The organism is Pseudomonas sp. R3.Fl (assembly GCF_023516765.1).
GTDB classification, from domain to species: Bacteria; Pseudomonadota; Gammaproteobacteria; order Pseudomonadales; family Pseudomonadaceae; genus Pseudomonas; species Pseudomonas citronellolis.
In genome coordinates this window covers 4,984,421-5,005,377 of sequence record NZ_JAMGSO010000001.1, presented here as the reverse complement: position 1 = coordinate 5,005,377, position 20,957 = coordinate 4,984,421, and the positions used below count along the sequence as shown (strand labels likewise).

Here is a 20,957-nt window from a genome sequence, read left to right as displayed (position 1 = left end):
CGCTCAGATGCGGATGTCGCGCTCGCGCGACAACACCAGCAGTTTTTCCAGGGCCCGCTCGAACTCGAAGCGGCGGATGCTCGCCGCGACTTCGTCGTACCCGTCATTGAAGATACTGCGCAGCAGGCCCGCGCGCTCGCCGACCAGCCGTCCGGCACGCGGGTCGTCGGCGGCCAGCAGGTGCGCCAGGCGGCGCACCACCTGCTCGGCCTGCTGGCGCTCGGCCGCCGGCAGTTCGACCGCCGGCGGCCCCGCCGGTTCTGGCGCCTCCAGCAGCGGCGGCGCCGTCGAGGGCGAGCGCAGGATGCGCGACAGGTCGATGGGCCGCGCGTCCTCCACATGGCCCAGGGGCAGGCGGCACCAGAACAGGCTGCCCTTGTCCGACTCGCTGTCCACCCCGACCTCGCCGCCCATGGCCTCGGCCAGGCGCTTGCAGATCGCCAGGCCCAGGCCCGAGCCGCCGTAGCGCCGGGTGATGGAGTTGTCGGCCTGGCGGAAGGACTCGAACAGGCGCTCCTGCTGCGCCGGGCTGATGCCGATGCCGGTGTCGCGCAGGCCGAAGTACAGCCAGTCCTCGTCGCCGGCCTGCATGTCCAGGCGCACTTCCAGCTCCAGCCCGCCGTGCTCGGTGAACTTGAGCGCGTTGTTGCCGTAGTTCATCAGGATCTGCCGCAGGCGCAGCGAGTCGCCCAGCAGGTGCGAGGGCAGCCGCGGGTCGATGTGGCAGTCCAGGCTCAGGCCCTTGCCCGCGGCGCGGATCGCCAGCAGGTCGACCAGCTCGCCGAGCAGGCGCTCCAGGTCGAAGTCCAGGTGCTCGAACTCCAGGCGCCCGGCCTCCACCTTGGACAGGTCGAGGATGTCGCTGATCAGCTCCAGCAGGTACTGGCCCGAGCCCTGGATCTTGCCCAGGTAGTCGCGTTGCTGCGGGTCCAGGGCGGTCTGTTCGAGCAGGTGCGCCAGGCCGATGATGATGTTCAGCGGGGTGCGGATCTCGTGGCTGACGTTGGCCAGGAACTCGCTCTTCAGCCGAGCCGCCTGCTCGGCCAGGTCGCGGGCCTGGGCCAGGGCCTCCTCGGTGGCCTTGCGCGCGGTGATGTCGCGGCTCACCCCGACCAGCCCGAGCAGCGCGCCGTGGTCGTCGTGGAAGGCACTGCGCAGGGTGTCGAACAGCACCCGCCGGCCGTCCGGGTAGACCACCCAGCCCTCGCTGGCGAACGGCTGGCTGGCCGACAGCGCCTGGCGGTCGCGCTCGCCGCGGCCGGCGCTGGCGGCGTCGCTGAACAGCTGGGCGTCGCTGCGCCCGATCACGTCCTCGGCCGGCAGCCCCAGGCATTCGGCGAAGGCGTGGTTGGCGCCCAGGTAGCGGCCCTCGGTGTCCTTGAACCAGATGGGGTCGGGGATGGCGTTGATCAGCGCCAGCAGGGTGCGCCGCTGGCGGTGCTCCTCGGCCTCGGCGCGGGCGCGCTCGGCCACCTGGATCTGCAGGCGGCGGTTCCAGACCAGGACGAAGGCGAGCAGAGCGAAGAAGCCCGCCACGTAGGGCCAGGCCGCCTGCAGCAGCTGCATCCAGTCGAAGGCGTCGATCTGCGGCAGCCAGCGCTGGCGGATGCGCTCCTGCTCGTCGTCGTCGATGCTGGCCAGGGCACGGTCGAGCAGCGGCACCAGGGGCGCCAGCTCGCGGCGCACGGCGAAGCGCACCTGGCTGTTGTCCAGGCCGCTGTCGCCGCGCACCTCCAGGTTGCTCAGGTTGAGCTGGCCGATCAGGTAGTTGGTCGAGATGAGATTGCCCACGTAGGCGTCGGCGTTCCCGGAAGCCACGGCCTTGAGGGCTTCGGTGGTGTCGTCGACGATGACGAAGGCCACCCCCGGCACCGCCGTGCGCAGCAGGTCGTGCACGGCGAAGTCGCGCTCCACGGCCACGCGCTTGCCGGAGAGGTCGTCCAGCACCCGCACATTGCTGTCGCGGCGGGCGAAGATCAGGCTGCTGGTGCTCAGGTAGGGCTGGCTGAAGGCGAGGAAGCTCTCGCGCTCGGGCGAGCGCGCCACGGTCGGCAGCAGGTCGACCTCGCCCTTGCGCGCCGCTTCGATCACCTGCGCCCAGTCGTCGAAGGTCTGCGTCTGCAACTGCAGGCCCAGGCGCTGGGCGACCTGGTTCAGATAGTCGGCGCTGATGCCCTGGAACCTGCCCTGGGCGTCGACCATCTCGAACGGCGGCCAGCCATCGCGGGAAATGCCCACCCGCAGCGTCGGGTGGGCCTCCAGCCAGCTGCGTTCGTGGCCGCTGAGCGCCAGTTCCGCGCCCCACAGCGGTGGGCACAGCAGGAGGCAAAGCAGCAGGCAATGACTGAGGAGTCGGCGGCAGGGCATGGCGGGCTCTCGACGGACCTCCTGCAAGCGTAGCCGGCAGTTTGAAAAGCGATTACGGATTGCCCGCCCGCCGGGTGACGCCGACAATTTCCCCATGTACCCGGTCCTCCCTGGAGAGCGCCATGCCCCCACTTCCCGATGATGAACGCTGCTGGCAGGCGGTCTGCGAGCGTGACGCCGGCTTCGACCAGCGTTTCGTGTTTTCCGTTCGTTCCACCGGCGTCTATTGCCGGCCGAGCTGCCCGGCGCGGCGGCCGAGCCGCGCCAACGTGCGTTTCCATGCCGACGCGGCGGCCGCCGAAGCCGCGGGCTTCCGCCCCTGCAAGCGCTGCACGCCCGACGGCGAAAGCCCGGCGCAGCGCCTGGACGCGCTGGTCGCCGCCGCCTGCCTGTTGCTGGAGCAGGCCGAGCGCCCGTTGACCATGGACGAACTGGCCGCGCGCATCGGTCTCTCGGCTTCGCACCTGGCCCGCGCCTTCAAGGCCCGTACCGGCCTGACGCCCCGCGCCTGGGCCGAGGCCCGCCGCCAGCAGCGCCTGGCCGCCGCCCTGCCGCAGGCGCGTTCGGTGCTCGATGCCGCCCTGGAAGCGGGCTATTCCGGCACCCGCGCACTCTACGAGGCGCCCACCGCACTGAGCCCGGCGCAGCGCCGGCAGAAAGGCGCCGGCACCCGCCTGCGCTATGCCATTGCCCCCTGCCCGCTCGGCCAGGTGCTGCTGGCGGCAAGCCCGCGGGGCGTCTGCGCCCTGCTGTTCGGCGACGCGCCGGAGCAGTTGGAGGCGGAACTCCGCCAGCGCTTCGCCGCCGCCGAACTGCAACGCGACGACGCCGGCCTGGGCGACTGGCTGGGCCGGGTGCTGCGCCAGCTGGAGCAGCCCGAACGCGCCGCCGGCCTGCCCCTGGACCTGCACGGCAGCGCCTTCCAGCTGCGCGTCTGGCTCGCCCTGGCGCAGATTCCCAGCGGGCAGACACGGCGCTACGGCGAACTGGCCGAGCAGTTGCACAGCCATCCCCGGGCCATCGCCCGCGCCTGCGCGAGCAACCCGGTGGGGCTGCTGGTGCCCTGCCACCGGGTGGTGGCCGCCGACGGCGGCAGCGGCGGCTACCGCTGGGGCCTGGAGCGCAAGCGCGAGCTGCTGCGCCGCGAGGACCGGGCGGCGCAGCAGGACGAACCGGCCTGAGCCGCCTCCGATCGGCCGGGCCCATGGCAGAGCCGTCGCTGTGCTATGGTTCGGCCCCTCGAAGGACCGCCTGCAAGCCCCATGACCCTCTGGAACCTCATCACCCGTTTCGGCGACAGCTCGCTGCTGTTGCCCTGCGCGCTGTTCATCTATGCCTGGCTGCTGCTGCGCCGGGAAAGCCAGAACGCCCACTGCTGGCTGCTGCTGTTCGGCCTGGCCGCCAGCGTAACCCTGGTCTCCAAGCTGGCCTTCATGGGCTGGGGCATCGGTATTCCGGCGTGGAACTTCACCGGGCTGTCCGGCCACAGCATGATGGCCGCCAGCGTCCTGCCGGTGCTCTGCAGCCTGCTGCTGCCCGCCCGCCCCGCCTGGCGCCTGGCCGCCGCGGCCGGCGGCGCCGTGCTGGCGGTGCTGGTGGGCGTGTCGCGGCTGCAGATCAACGTCCATTCGCCGGCGGAGGTGTACGGCGGGCTGGCCGTGGGCCTGGCCGCCAGCGGCGCCTTCCTCTGCCTGACGCAGCGCCGCCTGCCGTCGCTGTCGCCCGTGCTGCTGGCCCTCGTCCTGCTGCTGGCCTCGCTGCAGGGCGTGACGGGCGTGCGCGCCCCCACCCACCAGATGCTGGAACGCATCGCCGCCTACATGGCCGACCGCGACAAGCCGTTCAAGCGCGGCGAGTGGGGCGGCTTCCATCGCCTCGACGGGCAGCGGGCGCCGGCGGCCTGAGCCGAGATGCGCTTCGCAGGATGGGTTGAGCCTGCGAAACCCATGCTGTCGTGGTGATGGGTATCGCTTCGCTCAACCCATCCTACGGTGAAATACCCTGCCTCCCTTACAGACCGCGCCGGAGTGCTCTTCGTAGGAGCGGGCCCTGCCCGCGATTCGCGCGCAGGGCGCGCTCCTACAAGGGAGCGGCGTGCGCGTTCGGAAAACCGAACACACGAACGGCGTCTATTCGGCAGTCCGAACACCCGTCTCGCCAACGGCCCGCCGATCCCGAATATAAATCCTTTAAATTCAATTACTTGAAATAAATCCCAGGGACTGGCACGGTCCCTGCTCCAGTGCTTCCCGTGAGCATGCGGCAGCGCCGCGCTTGCCCGCCGGCCGCCAGGAGGGCCCGCCGCCGGGTACGCCTGCCGCAGGATCGACAACAACCAGAACAAGTCGAGGAAGCATCAATGCGTATCGCACCCCGTGTGCTGGGCGTGGCCATCGTCGCCGCCCTGTTCGCCACTCCGGCCCTTTCCGAGGAACTCACCGGCACCCTGAAGAAGATCAAGGACTCCGGCACCATCGTCCTCGGCCACCGTGACGCCTCCATTCCCTTCTCCTACCTGGCCGACGACCCGCGCCAGCCGGTGGGCTATTCCCACGACCTGCAGCTGAAAGTGGTCGAGGCGGTCAAGCAGGAACTGGGCATGCCCGACCTCAAGGTGCGCTACAACCTGGTCACCTCGCAGACGCGCATCCCGCTGGTGCAGAACGGCACCGTGGACATCGAGTGCGGCTCCACCACCAATAACCTCGAGCGCCAGAAGCAGGTCGACTTCTCCCTCGGCATCTTCGAGGTCGGCACCCGCCTGCTGACCAGGAAGACCAGCGGCATCAGCGACTTCGCCGACCTCAAGGGCAAGAACGTGGTGACCACCGCCGGCACCACCTCCGAGCGCCTGCTCAAGTCGATGAACGCCGAGAAGAAGATGGGCATGAACATCATCTCGGCCAAGGACCACGGCGAGTCCTTCCTGATGCTCGAATCCGGCCGCGCCGTGGCCTTCATGATGGACGACGCGCTGCTCTACGGCGAAATGGCCAAGGCCCGCAAGCCCGACGACTGGGCGGTGGTCGGCACCCCGCAGTCCTACGAAATCTACGGCTGCATGGTGCGCAAGGGCGACGAGGGCTTCAAGAAAGTGGTCGACAAGGCCATCGCCGATACCTTCGCCTCCGGGCAGATCAACGACATCTACGCCAAGTGGTTCACCCAGCCGGTGCCGCCCAAGGGCCTGAACCTCGAATTCCCGATGAGCGACACGCTCAAGAAGCTGATCGCCAGTCCCACCGACAAGTCTGCCGAGCAGATGTAACGGTGGCGCCCCGCCGCGCTCACGAGGCGCGGTTGGGCGGGGAACGGGAGCGCCAGCGGCGCTCCCGGCCTCCCCTTCCTTCCTGATCCACCACCGGAACACGCCCGCCACCCACGGGCGCAGGCGCCTGCGCGCCGCGTTCCGGCCGTTTCGACGCCCCGCACGGGGCCATCGAGGGCAACCTTCATGAACTACAACTGGGACTGGGGCGTGTTCTTCAAGTCCACCGGGATCGGCGACGAGATCTACCTGGACTGGTACCTCACCGGCCTGGGCTGGACCATCGCCGTCGCCCTCAGCGCCTGGCTCCTCGCGCTGGCGCTGGGCTCGCTGCTGGGCGTGCTGCGCACCGTGCCGAACCGCTGGCTGTCGGCCATCGGCACCGGCTACGTCGAGCTGTTCCGCAACGTGCCGCTGCTGGTGCAGCTGTTTATCTGGTACTTCCTGGTCCCGGACCTGCTGCCGCAGCCGCTGCAGGACTGGTTCAAGCTCGGCCTGGCGCCGGAGACCTCGGCCTTCGTCAGCGTCGTGGTGTGCCTGGGCCTGTTCACCGCCGCGCGCGTCTGCGAGCAGGTGCGCACCGGCATCCAGGCGCTGCCCGGGGGGCAGGTCGCCGCCGGCCGCGCCATGGGCTTCAGCCTGCCGCAGGTGTACCGCTACGTGCTGCTGCCGCAGGCCTTGCGCATCATCATCCCGCCGCTGACCTCGGAGTTCCTCAACATCTTCAAGAACTCCTCGGTGGCCTCGCTGATCGGCCTCATGGAGCTGCTGGCGCAGACCAAGCAGACTGCCGAGTTCAGCGCCAACCTGTTCGAGGCCTTCACCCTGGCCACGGCGATCTACTTCACCCTGAACATGAGCCTGATGCTGTTCATGCGCCTGGTCGAGCGCAAGGTCGCGCTGCCCGGGCTGATTTCCGTGGGAGGCAAATGATGGACTTCAGCTCGATCGTCCCGGCGCTGCCGGGCCTGTGGGACGGCATGGCCATGACCCTGCAGCTGACCGGCCTGGGCGTGCTCGGCGGCGTGGTGCTGGGCACCCTGCTGGCGCTGATGCGCCTGTCCCACAACCGCCTGCTGAGTAACCTCGCCGGCTTCTACGTCAACTACTTCCGTTCCATCCCGCTGCTGCTGGTGATCACCTGGTTCTACCTGGCGGTGCCCTACATCCTGCGCTGGATCACCGGCAGCGACACCCCGGTGGGCGCCTTCACCAGTTGCCTGGTGGCCTTCGTGATGTTCGAGGCGGCGTACTTCTGCGAGATCGTCCGCGCCGGCATCCAGGCCATCCCCAAGGGCCAGATGGGCGCCGCGCAAGCCCTGGGCATGACCTACGGCCAGTGCATGCGGCTGATCATCCTGCCCCAGGCGTTCCGCAAGATGACCCCGCTGCTGCTGCAGCAGAGCATCATCCTGTTCCAGGACACCTCGCTGGTCTACACCGTCGGCCTGATGGACTTCCTCAACGCGGCGCGCTCGCGCGGCGACATCATCGGCCAGCCCCACGAATTCCTGATCTTCGCCGGTCTCGTCTACTTCATCGTCAGCTTCACCGCCTCCTTCGCGGTCAAGCGCCTGCAGAAAGGGTTAGCCCTATGATCACCATCGACAACGTCAACAAGTGGTACGGCGACTTCCAGGTCCTCACCGACTGCAGCACCTCTGTCGCCAAGGGTGAAGTGGTGGTGGTCTGCGGGCCGTCCGGCTCGGGCAAGTCGACGCTGATCAAGTGCGTCAACGCCCTGGAGCCGTTCCAGAAGGGCGACATCGTGGTCGACGGCACTTCCATCGCCGATCCGAAGACCAACCTGCCGAAGCTGCGCTCGCGGGTGGGCATGGTGTTCCAGCACTTCGAGCTGTTCCCGCACCTGACCATCACCGAGAACCTGACCATCGCCCAGGTCAAGGTGCTCGGCCGCGGCAAGGACGAGGCTACCGAGAAAGGCCTGGCGCTGCTCGACCGCGTCGGCCTCAAGGCCCACGCCCACAAGCACCCCGGCCAGCTCTCCGGCGGCCAGCAGCAGCGCGTGGCCATCGCCCGCGCCCTGGCCATGGACCCGATCGTGATGCTGTTCGACGAACCGACCTCGGCGCTGGACCCGGAGATGGTCAACGAAGTGCTCGACGTGATGGTCCAGCTGGCCCAGGAAGGCATGACCATGATGTGCGTGACCCACGAGATGGGCTTCGCCCGCAAGGTGGCCGACCGGGTGATCTTCATGGACCGCGGGCAGATCGTCGAAGACTGCGCCAAGGAAGAGTTCTTCGGCGACCTGGAAGCCCGCTCCGAGCGCGCCCGGCAGTTCCTGGCCAAGATCCTCACCCACTGAGAAGCCGACAGGCCTCTCGTAGGGGCGAGCTTGCTCGCGAACAGACTCCGCAGCGGGGCTCGTTCGCGAGCAAGAACTAGGCGTCCCCCTCGCTCCTACGAAGAGCAGCATTGGCACCTCTCCATCGGCCCGGCCCGGCGCCGGGCTGGTCCGCTTCCGACGACTGTGATGCAATGCCCGCCCAGCCATTGACCCTGCCACCGCCGAACGTGAAGCCGAGCCTCGTGCGCAACCTGCTGTTGCCGATTCCGCTGATCCTGCTGATGCTCGGCTTCGGCTACGGCGGCTACCTGGTCAGCGCCGGCGCCGGCACCCGCGCCCTGGTCGCCAGCGGCGAGCGCCAGCTGGAGCTGCACGCCCGCGGGGTGGAAAGCGAGATCAGCCGCTACACCTACCTGCCCAGCCTGCTGGAGCTGGAAAACAACGTCACCCGCCTGCTGCTGGAACCCACGCCCTACCGCCGCGACCTGGTCAACGCCTACCTCGAAGGCCTCAACCGCCGCGCCGGCAGCCGCGCCATCTACCTGCTCGACACCTCCGGCCGCGTGCTGGCCACCAGCAACTGGCAGGACGCCGACAGCTACCTGGGCGAGGACCTGTCCTTCCGCGCCTACTTCCAGGACGCCGTGCAGGGCCGCCCGGGGCGCTTCTACGGCATCGGCAGCACCGTCGGCGAGCCCGGCTACTACCTGGCCCACGGCCTGGTGCATGGCGGGCGCATCGTCGGCGTGGCGGTGGTCAAGGTGAAGATGGAGGCCCTGGAGGAACGCTGGGAGAAAGCGCAGTTGCAGGCCTTCGTCAGCGACGAGAACGGCATCATCGTCCTCTCCAGCAACCCGCAACTGCGCCTGAAGGCGGTGCGCCCGCTCAGCGCCGAGGACAAGGAACGCCTGGCGCGCAGCCTGCAGTACTACTGGTGGGCGCTCAACGAATGGCAGCCCAGCTCGCGCCGGGCCCTGGGCGAGGGCGTGGAGGAAATCGGCTTCCGCGACCGCGACGCCAGCGGCGAGCAGCACGCCGAGCGCCTGTACCTGAAGCAGAGCCGCCGCCTGAACGACACCCCCTGGGACTTCACCCTGCTCAGCCCGCTGCAGGACGTGCGCCGCGAAGCCATGATCCACGGCGTGCTGGCCGCGGTGGGCTTCGCCCTGCTGGCGTTTCTGCTGATCGCCTGGAACGAGCGGCGCAAGGTCCTGGCCACCCGCCTGGCCGCCCGCGAGGCGCTGGAACAGGCCAACGACGAACTGGAGCGGCGCATCGCCGAGCGCACCGCCGACCTGCGCGCCAGCAACCAGCATCTACGCGAACAGATCCGCGAGCGCCGCCAGGCCGAGGACACCCTGCGCAAGGCCCAGGACCGCCTGGTCCAGGCCGGCAAGCTGGCGGTGATCGGGCAGATGTCCACCAGCATCGCCCACGAGCTGAACCAGCCGCTGGCGGCGCTGCGCACCCTCTCCGGCAACACCGTGCGCTTCCTCCAGCGCGGCGCCCTGGACATCGCCAGCAGCAACCTGGAGGCGATCAACGAAATGGTCGACCGCATGGGCCGCATCACCGCCAGCCTGCGCGCCTTCGCCCGGCGCGCCGACGACCACGGCCAGGCGCGCCTGGGCAAGGCGGTGGACGCCGCGCTGCGGGTGCTGCAGGTGCGCCTGAAGGACTGCCCGCTGGCCCTGCACCGCGAATTCGACGACGTGTGCCTGGGCATCGACCAGACGCGCCTGGAACAGATCCTGGTCAACCTGATCGCCAACGCCCTCGACGCCATGAGCGCGCAGGCCGACCGCCAGCTCTGGCTCAGCGGCCGCGCCGAGGGCGCGCAGTACCACCTGACGGTGCGCGACAACGGCCCGGGCATCCCGCCGGATGCCCGCGAGCACCTGTTCGAACCCTTCTTCACCACCAAGCCCGGCGAGCACGGCCTGGGCCTGGGCCTGACGCTCTCGGCCAGCCTCGCCACCGCCGCCGGCGGCAGCCTCGGCGTGGCCCACCCGGAGGCCGGCGGCACCGCCTTCGAACTCAGCCTGCCACTGCTGCCCACTCAGGAACCCACGCCATGAGCGACGAAAAACTCCGCGTACTGGTGGTCGAGGACGACCCCCACGTGCTGCTCGGCTGCCAGCAGGCCCTGGCCCTGGAAGACCTCGACAGCGACGGCGTGGCCAGCGCCGAGGAAGCGCTGCGGCGCGTGGGCGCCGACTTCCCCGGCATCGTCATCAGCGACATCCGCCTGCCCGGCATGGACGGCCTGCAACTGCTGGCCCGCCTGCGCGAGAAGGACGCGCAGCTGCCGGTGGTGCTGATCACCGGCCACGGCGACATCGCCATGGCGGTGCAGGCCATGCGCGACGGCGCCTACGACTTCATGGAAAAACCCTTCGCCCCCGAGCGCCTGGTGGACGTGGCGCGGCGCGCCCTGGAACACCGCCAGCTCAGCCGCGAGATCGGCCAGCTGCGCCGCCAACTGGCCGGGCGCCAGGCCCTGGAAGCCCGGCTGATCGGCCGTTCGCCGGCGATGCAGGCGCTGCGCGAGCTGATCGCCAACGTCGCCGACACCTCGGCCAACGTGCTCATCGAAGGCGAGACCGGCACCGGCAAGGAGCTGGTCGCCCGCTGCCTGCACGACTACAGCCGGCGCCAGGCCAAGGCCTTCGTCGCGCTGAACTGCGGCGGCCTGCCGGAAAGCCTGATCGACAGCGAAATCTTCGGCCACGAGGCCCACGCCTTCACCGGCGCCGGCAAGCGGCGCATCGGCAAGATCGAACACGCCGACGGCGGCAGCCTGTTCCTCGACGAGATCGAGAGCATGCCGCTGAACCTGCAGATCAAGCTGCTGCGGGTGCTGCAGGAACACCAGCTGGAACGCCTGGGCTCCAACCAGCTGATCCCGGTGGACTGCCGGGTGATCGCCGCGACCAAGTCGGACCTCGCCGCCATGGGCCGCGAGGGCAGCTTCCGCAGCGACCTCTACTACCGCCTCAACGTCATCACCCTGCAACTGCCGCCGCTGCGGGAAAGACGCGAGGACATCCTGATGCTCTTCGAGCACTTCCTGCAGCAGTCCTCGCTGCGCTTCGACCGCCCGGCGCCGGCCATCGACAACGCCACCGCCGCCAGCCTGATGGCCCACGACTGGCCGGGCAACGTGCGCGAACTGCGCAACGTCGCCGAACGCTTCGCCCTCGGCCTGCCGGTGCTGACCAGCAGCGGCCAGGGCCCGGACGCCAGCGAACCGCGCTTCGCCGAAGCCGTGGAAGCCTTCGAGCGCAGCCTGCTGCAAAGCGCCCTGGAACGCCACGCCGGCAACCTCAGCCAGGCCGCCGTGGCCCTGGGCATGGCCAAGACCACGCTGTTCGACAAGGTGAAGAAGTACGGCCTGGCGTAACGCCAATCCCTACGGGGTTCGCGAGCAAGCTCGCTCCTACGGTTCCGGGGAAGCACGGTCGTAGGGCGTATAACGCTCCGCGTTATACGCCGCTACACCCATGCCCTCGTCGACGCCGGGGTCGAACCGGGGCAATCCTCTTCCGTCGGTGGAGACGGCCAAGGTCGGCTCCGAGCAGGATGTGGCCGAGGTCAGGCGGCGTATAACCGCGAACGGTTATACGCCCTACGCGAATCGCGGGAAGCACGGTCGTAGGGCGTATAACGCTCCGCGTTATACGCCGCTACACCCATGCCCCCGCCAACGCCGGGGTCGAACCGGGGCGATCCTCTTCCGTCGGCGGAAACGGCCAAGGTCGGCTCCGAGCGGGGCATGGCCAAGGTCAGGCGGCGTATAACCGCGAACGGTTATACGCCCTACGCTACACTAGCCGCCTTTCCCATCGCCGCCCCGCCGGAGCCGCCCCATGTCCGCCAAATCCGAAGCCTTCTGGAACCAGCTCTGCGCCGACGCCGGCGTCGATCCGCAGCGGCGCCTGGCCGCGCGCCAGGCCATTCTGGCCGACGCGAAGGCGGTGGATGCCTGCTTCTACCGCCCCGATGACGCCGACCCGGACGCCGAGGAACTCGACCTGGGCGACGCCAGGGTACTCATTCTCGGCCCCTTCGAGGCGCCCGCCGACTGGGACGCCGCCGAGCGCGAGGCGTTCTTCGAGGACGCCGACCCGGCGGCCTTCTTCAGCGCCCTGGTGGAGTGCGAGGCCGCGCCCGGCAGCAAGGCCTTCTTCGTCCCGGAGATCGGCGATTTCGTCGCCGTGATGCCGAGCCCCGACAAGGTGCAGATGTACTTCCTGCACGACTGGCACGAAGAGGAAGACGGCTGCCATTGCGTGCTGGTGCGCGACGACGAAGGTCTCTGAGCCGACACGCAACCCAGGCTTTTTCCTACAGAAGCAGCGGTGAATCTCCACTAGGCCGGGCGCCGGGCCGAACCTACAGTTGCGGGCTCATTGCACCCAGCGGCGCCCGCCATGCCCCACGATCACGACAGCCTGCCGGTGGAACTCGAAACCCACCTGCCCAACCACGCCCCGCGCATCCTGCGCGGGCGCATCAGCCTGAACGACTACCACGACCTGCTGCTGGGCGACACGCCCGCCCTGGTGCGCCTGACGGACCTGCATGGCCAGAGCGACCTGTTCATCCGCGGGGTGAACATCCGCTGGGTGGTCCGCACCGACGACAGCGACGCAGCCGCCTAGGCGCCACGCCGAAACGTGCCCGGGCGCGGGGCTAACTGAACCGAAGCTGAATATCGCCACGATTCATTGGCGCCCGGGGAACCGGGCGGCGCGGCGTCAGTCCCAAGGGAATACGAAAGGTACTTCGGCAACTTCCTACGCAGCCTTCGGCAGCAGCGCCGTGCGAGAGCCCACCATGCAACCGGATCAAGACACCCTCTGGGTCGAACTGGAAACCCTGGACAACGCCCAGCGCCCGCACCGCCTGCGCGGACGCATGCAACTGCGCGACTACTTCGACCTGCTGGCCGGTTGCGCCCCCAGCCTGGTGCGCCTGGACGACTGCCGCGCCGACCGCCGCGGCCCGGTGGCCGACCTGTTCATCCGCAGCGTGCACATCCTGCGGGTGATGGCCCTGGGCCCGGTGCCGGCCTGAAGCGCCTTCAGTCGGCCATTCCCTTGTAGACATAGGTCATCGGCCTGGGCCCCGGCAGGTACTCGCGGCTCAGTTCGCGCACCTGGAAACCGCCGGCCTCGATCAGCGCCGGGATGTCGCGGTCCAGGTGGCAGCCGCCGGCCAGCGGCTTCCAGATCGGCGTCAGGCGGTGCTGCCAGGCGCGCACGCCAGCGTCCGGCGCCAGGCCGTGTTCGCAGAAGAGGAACTCGCCGCCCGGCTTGAGCACCCGGCGCATCTCGCGCAGCGCCGCCAGCACGTCCGGAATACTGCACAGGGTGAAGGTGCAGACGATGGAGTCGAAGCTGCCGGCGTCGGCGCGAATCTGACCCAGCTCCAGCGCCACCATTTCCACCGGGATGCCGATGCCCGCCGCGCGCTTGCGCGCCAGGCCCTGCATCTGCGCCGCCGGGTCGACGCCGACGATTGTCGACACTTTCCCCGCGTCGTAGAAACCCAGGTTCAACCCGGTGCCGATGCCGATCTCCAGCACCCGGCCACGGGCCCGCGGCACCAGCTTCGAACGCTGCTTCATCACCTCGCCCATGCCGCAGGCGCAGTCGATCAGCCGTGGCAGCAGGTAGCGATCGTAGACACCCATGCTCGTCTCCCCTGGCGGTTTCGCCCAGCCTAGCGCAGCCCAGGCCGCGCCGCGCGGGCTTTTCCGCCATCCGCCGGATTCCTGGGAACCTTTGTGCATAACTCGTCGGCCCATTAGACGATTGTCGACAATCCCCTTGACCACACGAACAAGGGGGGTTAGTTTTCGCCGCACCTGATGTGGATTGTCGACACCATGAACGAATCCCTGCTCCTGCCCAACGACGTCGAAGGCGACGGCGAGACGCTTTCGGAACACGTGTTCCGCAAGATCCAGTCGGCCATCGTCAAGGGCGAGATCGCCCCCGGCAGCAAGATCTCCGAGCCGGAGCTGGCGCGCACCTACGGCATCAGCCGCGGCCCGCTGCGCGAGGCGATCCACCGCCTGGAGGGCCAGAAGCTGCTGGTGCGCGTGCCCCACGTCGGCGCGCGGGTGGTGTCGCTGAGCCATGCCGAACTGATCGAGCTGTACGAAATCCGCGAATCCCTGGAAGGCATGGCCTGCCGCCTGGCCGCCGAGCGCATGAGCCAGGCCGAGATCGACGAGCTGCGCCGGGTGCTCGACACCCACGAGCGCGACGAGGCCTTCCAGGCCGGGCGCGGCTACTACCAGCAGGAAGGCGACTTCGACTTCCACTACCGGATCATCCAGGGCAGCGGCAATCGCACCCTGAGCCAGATGCTTTGCGGCGAGCTGTACCAGCTGGTGCGCATGTACCGCCTGCAGTTCTCCGCCGTGCCGAACCGGCCGCGCCAGGCCTTCGCCGAGCACCACCGCATTCTCGATGCCATCGCCGACCGTGACGGCGAACTGGCCGAACTCCTGATGCGCCGTCACATCGGCGCTTCCAAGCGCAACATCGAGCGTCACTACCTGGACGCCCAAGCCAAGACAGCCAACGAACGAGGTGAGTCATGAGTCTGCTTTCCCCCGGCCAGCGTTTCCGTACCGCCCTTGCCGAAGAGAAACCGCTGCAGGTGATCGGTGCGATCAACGCCAACCACGCCCTGCTCGCCAAGCGCGCCGGCTTCAAGGCCATCTACCTGTCCGGCGGCGGCGTGGCCGCCGGCTCCCTGGGCCTGCCGGACCTGGGCATCAACACCCTGGACGACGTGCTCACCGACGTGCGCCGCATCACCGACGTCTGCGACCTGCCGCTGCTGGTGGACATCGACACCGGCTTCGGCCCCAGCGCCTTCAACATCGAGCGCACGGTCAAGAGCCTGATCAAGGCCGGCGCCGCCGCCGCGCACATCGAGGACCAGGTCGGCGCCAAGCGCTGCGGCCACCGTCCGGGCAAGGAAATCGTCTCCACCGAGGAGATGGCCGACCGCGTGAAGGCCGCCGCCGACGCCAAGACCGACCCGAACTTCTTCCTCATCGCCCGCACCGACGCCATCCAGGCCGAGGGCGTGGACGCCGCCATCGAGCGCTGCCTGCGCTACGTGGAAGCCGGCGCCGACGGCATCTTCGCCGAGGCCGCCTACGACCTGCCGACCTACAAGCGCTTCGTCGACGCGCTGAACGTGCCGGTGCTGGCCAACATCACCGAGTTCGGCGCCACCCCGCTGTTCACCCGCGACGAGCTGGCCTCGGTCGGCGTGGCCATCCAGCTCTACCCGCTGTCGGCCTTCCGCGCCGCCAACAAGGCCGCCGAAGCCGTGTACACCGCGATCCGCCAGGAAGGCCACCAGCAGAACGTCATCGAGCTGATGCAGACTCGTGCCGAGCTGTACGACCGCATCGGCTACCACGCCTTCGAGCAGAAGCTCGACGCGCTCTTCGCCAGCAAGAAATAAAGCCGATAAAGGCCGAAAAAAGCGCTGGAGGCTGAACGACGAGAGCGGATGCCCTTCGTCCAGCCTACAGCCTCCAGCGCTCTTATCGGCTCTTGAAGCCCAGAACAATAGAGATGAGGAAACACCGATGAGCGCGACTGAAACCACCACAGCCTTCAAACCGAAGAAATCCGTGGCCCTGAGCGGCACCGCCGCCGGCAACACCGCCCTGTGCACCGTCGGCCGCACCGGCAACGACCTGCACTACCGCGGCTATGACGTGCTCGACTTCGCCAACCGCTGCGAATTCGAGGAAATCGCCCACCTGCTGGTCCACGGCAAGCTGCCCAACGTCGCCGAACTGGCCGCCTACAAGGCCAAGCTGAAGGCCCTGCGCGGCCTGCCGGCGGGCGTCAAGGCCGCCCTGGAAACCCTGCCGCCGTCGGCCCACCCGATGGACGTAATGCGCACCGCCGTGTCCGTGCTCGGCTGCCTGTCGCCGGAGAAGGACGACCACAACCACCCCGGCGCCCGCGACATCGCCGACAAGCTGATGGCTTCCCTGGGCTCGGCCCTGCTGTACTGGTACCACTTCAGCCACAACGGCAAGCGCATCGACGTGGAGACCGACGACGACTCCATCGGCGGCCACTTCCTGCACCTGCTGCACGGCGAGAAGCCGCGCGAGTCCTGGGTGCACGCCATGCACACCTCGCTGAACCTGTACGCCGAGCACGAGTTCAACGCCTCCACCTTCACCTCCCGCGTCATCGCCGGCACCGGCTCGGACATGTACTCCTGCATCGCCGGCGCCATCGGCGCCCTGCGCGGCCCGAAACACGGCGGCGCCAACGAGGTGGCCTTCGAGATCCAGAAGCGCTACGACAACCCGGACGAAGCCGAGGCCGACATCCGCGCCCGCGTCGAGAAGAAGGAAGTGGTGATCGGCTTCGGCCACCCGGTCTACACCGTGTCCGACCCGCGCAACAAGGTGATCAAGGAAGTCGCCCGCCAGCTCTCCGAAGAGCAGGGCAACAGCAAGATGTACGACATCGCCGAGCGCCTGGAAAGCGTGATGTGGGAAATCAAGAAGATGTTCCCCAACCTCGACTGGTTCAGCGCCGTGAGCTACCACATGATGGGCGTGCCCACCGCCATGTTCACCCCGCTGTTCGTGATCGCCCGCACCGCCGGCTGGTCCGCCCACGTTATCGAGCAGCGCATCGACGGCAAGATCATCCGCCCGAGCGCCAACTACACCGGTCCCGAAGACCTGAAGTTCGTGCCGCTCAAGGACCGTAAATAATCATGAACAGCCAATACCGTAAAAGCCTGCCCGGCACACAACTGGACTACTTCGACGCCCGTGCGGCCGTCGAAGAGATCCAGGCTGGTGCCTGGGACAAACTCCCGTACACCTCGCGCGTGCTGGCCGAACAGCTGGTGCGCCGCTGCGAGCCGGAACTGCTGACCGCTGCGCTGGAACAGCTGATCTACCGCAAGCGCGACCTCGACTTCCCCTGGTACCCGGCACGCGTGGTCTGCCACGACATCCTCGGGCAGACCGCGCTGGTCGACCTGGCCGGCCTGCGCGACGCCATCGCCGACCAGGGCGGCGACCCGTCCAAGGTCAACCCGGTGGTGCCAACGCAGCTGATCGTCGACCACTCCCTGGCCGTGGAAGCCCCGGGCTTCGACCCGGAGGCCTTCGAGAAGAACCGCGCCATCGAGGACCGCCGCAACGAGGACCGCTTCCACTTCATCGAGTGGACCAAGACCGCGTTCAAGAACGTCGACGTGATCCCCGCCGGCAACGGCATCATGCACCAGATCAACCTGGAGAAGATGAGCCCGGTGATCCAGGCGCGCGGCGGCGTGGCCTTCCCCGACACCTGCGTGGGCACCGACTCGCACACCCCGCACGTGGACGCCCTGGGCGTGATCGCCATCGGCGTCGGCGGCCTGGAAGCGGAAACCGTGATGCTCGGCCACCCATCGATGATGCGCCTGCCCGACATCGTCGGCGTCGAGCTGACCGGCAAGCGCCACCCGGGCATCACCGCCACCGACATCGTCCTGGCGCTGACCGAGTTCCTGCGCAAGGAGCGCGTGGTGGGTGCCTACGTGGAGTTCTTCGGCGAAGGCGCCGACAGCCTCTCCGTCGGCGACCGCGCGACCATCTCCAACATGTGCCCGGAATACGGCGCCACCGCCTCGATGTTCTACATCGATGGCCAGACCATCGACTACCTCAAGCTCACCGGCCGCGAGCCCGAGCAGGTGGCCCTGGTGGAGAACTACGCGAAGACCCTCGGCCTGTGGGGCGACGCCCTGAAGACCGCCGAGTACGAGCGCGTGCTCAGCTTCGACCTGGGCAGCGTGGTGCGCAACATGGCCGGCCCGTCCAACCCGCACCGCCGCCTGCCGACCTCGGCGCTGGCCGAGCGCGGCATCGCCGACGAGGCCAAGCTGGAATCCGGCCGCGACGAAGAAGCCCATGGCCTGATGCCCGACGGCGCGGTGATCATCGCCGCCATCACCAGTTGCACCAACACCTCCAACCCGCGCAACGTGGTGGCCGCCGGCCTGCTGGCGAAGAAGGCCAACGCGCTGGGCCTGGTGCGCAAGCCCTGGGTGAAGACCTCCTTCGCGCCGGGCTCGAAAGTCGCCAGGCTGTACCTGGAAGAAGCCGGCCTGCTGACCGAGCTGGAGAAGCTCGGCTTCGGCATCGTCGCCTACGCCTGCACCACCTGCAACGGCATGTCCGGGGCGCTGGAGCCGAAGATCCAGCAGGAGATCATCGACCGCGACCTGTACGCCACCGCCGTGCTCTCGGGCAACCGCAACTTCGACGGGCGCATCCACCCCTACGCCAAGCAGGCCTTCCTCGCCTCGCCGCCGCTGGTGGTGGCCTACGCCATCGCCGGCACCGTGCGCTTCGACATCGAGCAGGACCCGCTGGGTACCGACGCCAACGGCAACCCGATCACCCTCAAGGACCTGTGGCCGTCCGATGAAGAGATCGACGCCATTGTCGCGGCCAGCGTGAAGCCCGAGCAGTTCCGCCAGGTGTACATCCCGATGTTCGACCTGGGCAGCGTGAAGGAAGCCGATAGCCCGCTGTACGACTGGCGCCCGATGTCCACCTACATCCGCCGCCCGCCCTACTGGGAAGGCGCGCTGGCCGGCGAACGCACGCTCAAGGGCATGCTGCCGCTGGCGATCCTGCCGGACAACATCACCACCGACCACCTGTCGCCGTCCAACGCCATCCTCGCCAGCTCCGCGGCCGGCGAGTACCTGGCGAAAATGGGCCTGCCGGAGGAGGACTTCAACTCCTACGCGACCCACCGCGGCGACCACCTCACCGCGCAGCGCGCCACCTTCGCCAACCCGCAGCTGGTCAACGAAATGGCCGTGGTCGATGGCGCGGTGAAGAAGGGCTCGCTGGCCCGCGTGGAGCCGGAAGGCAAGGTGATGCGCATGTGGGAAGCCATCGAGACCTACATGAACCGCAAGCAGAACCTGATCATCGTCGCCGGCGCCGACTACGGCCAGGGCTCGTCCCGCGACTGGGCGGCCAAGGGCGTGCGCCTGGCCGGCGTGGAAGTGATCGTGGCCGAAGGTTTCGAGCGCATCCACCGCACCAACCTGGTGGGCATGGGCGTGCTGCCGGTGGAATTCAAGCCGGGCACCACGCGCCTGACCCTGGGCCTGGACGGCACCGAGACCTACGACATCGAAGGCGAACTGTCGCCGCGCTGCGACCTGACCCTGGTGGTCAACCGCCGCAACGGTGAAGTGCTCCGCGTCCCGGTGACCTGCCGCCTGGACACCGCCGCCGACGTCAGCGTGTACAAGGCCGGCGGCGTGCTGCAGCGCTTCGCCAAGGACTTCCTCGAGTCGTCCGCGGCGTGATGCCAGCTGGGTTGGGCGGGGCGATACCGCATGGGTATCGCTCCGCTCAACCCATCCTACGCGGCTCATGCGAACCGTAGGTTGGCGTTGAGCGCAGCGATACCCAACAGCATTCCAGGACAGCGACCCCATGCCCCACGTACCCCAAGTGAAAATCCCCGCCACCTACATCCGCGGCGGCACCAGCAAGGGCGTGTTCTTCCGCCTGCAGGACCTGCCCGAGCGCTGCCAGGTGCCCGGAGCGGCGCGCGACAAGCTGTTCATGCGCGTGATCGGCAGCCCCGACCCCTACTCGGCGCACATCGACGGCATGGGCGGCGCCACTTCCAGCACCAGCAAGTGCGTGATCCTGTCGAAAAGCAGCCAGCCCGGCCACGACGTCGACTACCTCTACGGGCAGATCTCCATCGACAAGGCCTTCGTCGACTGGAGCGGCAACTGCGGCAACCTCTCCACCGCCGCCGGCGCCTTCGCCATCCACGCCGGCCTGGTCGATCCCGAACGCATCCCGGACAACGGCACCTGCGTGGTGCGCATCTGGCAGGCCAACATCAACAAGACCATCATCGCCCACGTCCCGGTCACCAACGGCCAGGTCCAGGAAACCGGCGACTTCGAGCTGGACGGGGTGACCTTCCCCGCCGCCGAGATCGTGCTGGAATTCCTCGACCCGTCCGACGACGGCGAGGAAGGCGGCTCGATGTTCCCCACCGGCAACCTGGTGGACGACCTGGAAGTGCCCGGCGTCGGCACCTTCAAGGCGACCATGATCAGCGCCGGCATCCCCACCGTGTTCGTCAACGCCGAGGACATCGGCTACAAGGGCACCGAGCTGCGCGAAGACATCAACTCCGATCCCGAGCAACTGGCGCGCTTCGAGCAGATCCGCATCGCCGGCGCCCTGCGCATGGGCCTGATCAAGACCCCGGAAGAAGCGGCCACCCGCCAGCACACGCCGAAGATCGCCTTCGTCTCCCCGCCCAAGGACTACCGCACCTCCAGCGGCAAGCAGGTGCAGGCCGGCGACGTCGACCTGCTGGTGCGCGCGCTGTCCATGGGCAAGCTGCACCACGCCATGATGGGCACCGCCGCCGTGGCCATCGGCACCGCCGCGGCCGTGCCGGGCACCCTGGTCAACCTGGCCGCCGGTGGCGGCGAGCGCAGCGCCGTGCGCTTCGGCCACCCCTCCGGCATCCTGCGCGTGGGCGCCGAGGCGAAGCAGGTGGACGGCGAATGGAGCGTGACCAAGGCCATCATGAGCCGCAGCGCGCGCATCCTCATGGAAGGCTGGGTGCGGGTGCCAGGCGACGCCTTCTGAGCGCCGCCCCGTAGGAGCGGACTCCGTCCGCGATGGCCCCTCCTGCCGTCGGGGAGGCCCGGCTTCTCGTAGGAGCGAGCTTGCTCGCGAACAAACGCGGTGCCATGCGATTCGCGAGCAAGCTCGCTCCCACGAAGAGCGCCCCGGCGCGACCTGCAAGACAGTTGCTCTTACGTTGTTTTCTGGGTTCCCGCGTTCGCGGGAATGACGGGATCGAGTGTCGTGTTTCCCGGCGTCATTCCCGCGAACGCGGGAACCCAGTAGACAACCCCAGCGTCTAGACTCTCCCGGATTACCGC

General features: G+C 68.5%; 18 protein-coding genes. 16 read left to right on the top strand and 2 right to left on the bottom strand.

Translation table 11 applies throughout. The features are described 5' to 3' along the window. Window positions 1-3 precede the first annotated feature (3 nt). Window positions 4-2,367, bottom strand: a complete 2,364-nt coding sequence (locus M8R19_RS22105) for an ATP-binding protein (protein WP_249918923.1) — start codon at window positions 2,365-2,367, stop codon at window positions 4-6. 122 nt (window positions 2,368-2,489) lie between these two features. Between M8R19_RS22105 and ada the strand changes: the two genes are divergently transcribed. The 11 genes from ada to M8R19_RS22050 all read left to right on the top strand — a co-directional run bounded on the left by ada (window position 2,490) and on the right by M8R19_RS22050 (window position 13,025). Then, entirely contained in the window at window positions 2,490-3,548 is a 1,059-nt protein-coding gene (gene ada, locus M8R19_RS22100) for a bifunctional DNA-binding transcriptional regulator/O6-methylguanine-DNA methyltransferase Ada (protein ID WP_249918922.1), read from the top strand. Window positions 3,549-3,629: 81 nt separating this feature from the next. After that, window positions 3,630-4,271: a phosphatase PAP2 family protein gene (locus M8R19_RS22095; protein ID WP_074984983.1), complete on the top strand. Its 642-nt coding sequence runs from the start codon at window positions 3,630-3,632 to the stop codon at window positions 4,269-4,271. Window positions 4,272-4,726: 455 nt separating this feature from the next. After that, window positions 4,727-5,635: a glutamate/aspartate ABC transporter substrate-binding protein gene (locus M8R19_RS22090; protein WP_058070656.1), complete on the top strand. Its 909-nt coding sequence runs from the start codon at window positions 4,727-4,729 to the stop codon at window positions 5,633-5,635. Window positions 5,636-5,821: 186 nt separating this feature from the next. Beyond that, window positions 5,822-6,568, top strand: coding sequence for an amino acid ABC transporter permease (locus M8R19_RS22085; protein WP_074984980.1), 747 nt, complete (start codon window positions 5,822-5,824; stop codon window positions 6,566-6,568). Further along, window positions 6,565-7,233: an amino acid ABC transporter permease gene (locus M8R19_RS22080; protein WP_174672455.1), complete on the top strand. Its 669-nt coding sequence runs from the start codon at window positions 6,565-6,567 to the stop codon at window positions 7,231-7,233. Before M8R19_RS22085 ends, M8R19_RS22080 begins: the two co-directional genes overlap by 4 nt. Next, complete coding sequence (locus tag M8R19_RS22075) at window positions 7,230-7,964, top strand: amino acid ABC transporter ATP-binding protein (RefSeq protein WP_009615999.1); 735 nt, start codon at window positions 7,230-7,232, stop codon at window positions 7,962-7,964. Before M8R19_RS22080 ends, M8R19_RS22075 begins: the two co-directional genes overlap by 4 nt. 173 nt (window positions 7,965-8,137) lie before the next feature. Continuing rightward, window positions 8,138-10,024, top strand: a complete 1,887-nt coding sequence (locus M8R19_RS22070) for a sensor histidine kinase (RefSeq protein WP_249918921.1) — start codon at window positions 8,138-8,140, stop codon at window positions 10,022-10,024. Next, a complete protein-coding gene (gene aauR / locus M8R19_RS22065; RefSeq protein WP_074984972.1) occupies window positions 10,021-11,349 on the top strand; it encodes a two-component response regulator AauR in 1,329 nt (442 codons plus the stop codon). Before M8R19_RS22070 ends, aauR begins: the two co-directional genes overlap by 4 nt. Before the next feature lie 466 nt (window positions 11,350-11,815). Next, window positions 11,816-12,268 (top strand): hypothetical protein, encoded by a 453-nt coding sequence (locus M8R19_RS22060; RefSeq protein ID WP_069863417.1) that lies wholly within the window; start codon window positions 11,816-11,818, stop codon window positions 12,266-12,268. A gap of 111 nt (window positions 12,269-12,379) precedes the next feature. After that, window positions 12,380-12,610, top strand: a complete 231-nt coding sequence (locus M8R19_RS22055; RefSeq protein WP_009615992.1) for a hypothetical protein — start codon at window positions 12,380-12,382, stop codon at window positions 12,608-12,610. A 175-nt stretch (window positions 12,611-12,785) separates the two neighbouring features. Further along, window positions 12,786-13,025, top strand: a complete 240-nt coding sequence (locus tag M8R19_RS22050; protein WP_009615991.1) for a hypothetical protein — start codon at window positions 12,786-12,788, stop codon at window positions 13,023-13,025. 7 nt (window positions 13,026-13,032) lie between these two features. Here M8R19_RS22050 and M8R19_RS22045 read toward each other — a convergent pair whose 3' ends face one another. Continuing rightward, entirely contained in the window at window positions 13,033-13,644 is a 612-nt protein-coding gene (locus M8R19_RS22045; protein ID WP_058070652.1) for a class I SAM-dependent methyltransferase, read from the bottom strand. Window positions 13,645-13,839: 195 nt separating this feature from the next. Between M8R19_RS22045 and M8R19_RS22040 the strand changes: the two genes are divergently transcribed. The 5 genes from M8R19_RS22040 (at window position 13,840) to prpF (ending at window position 20,658) form a co-directional block, all read left to right on the top strand. Next, the gene (locus tag M8R19_RS22040) at window positions 13,840-14,562 is read left to right on the top strand and encodes a GntR family transcriptional regulator (protein ID WP_009615989.1); all 723 of its coding nucleotides are present in this window, start codon (window positions 13,840-13,842) and stop codon (window positions 14,560-14,562) included. Further along, window positions 14,559-15,443 (top strand): methylisocitrate lyase, encoded by an 885-nt coding sequence (gene prpB / locus M8R19_RS22035; RefSeq protein WP_009615988.1) that lies wholly within the window; start codon window positions 14,559-14,561, stop codon window positions 15,441-15,443. Before M8R19_RS22040 ends, prpB begins: the two co-directional genes overlap by 4 nt. 127 nt (window positions 15,444-15,570) lie before the next feature. Continuing rightward, window positions 15,571-16,728 carry a bifunctional 2-methylcitrate synthase/citrate synthase gene (gene prpC / locus M8R19_RS22030; RefSeq protein WP_249918920.1) on the top strand — a complete coding sequence of 386 codons (1,158 nt, stop codon included), beginning with the start codon at window positions 15,571-15,573 and terminating at the stop codon, window positions 16,726-16,728. Between the two features lie 2 nt (window positions 16,729-16,730). Next, entirely contained in the window at window positions 16,731-19,340 is a 2,610-nt protein-coding gene (acnD, locus tag M8R19_RS22025) for a Fe/S-dependent 2-methylisocitrate dehydratase AcnD (RefSeq protein WP_249918919.1), read from the top strand. A 130-nt stretch (window positions 19,341-19,470) separates the two neighbouring features. Then, complete coding sequence (gene prpF / locus M8R19_RS22020) at window positions 19,471-20,658, top strand: 2-methylaconitate cis-trans isomerase PrpF (RefSeq protein ID WP_249918918.1); 1,188 nt, start codon at window positions 19,471-19,473, stop codon at window positions 20,656-20,658. Window positions 20,659-20,957 lie beyond the last annotated feature (299 nt).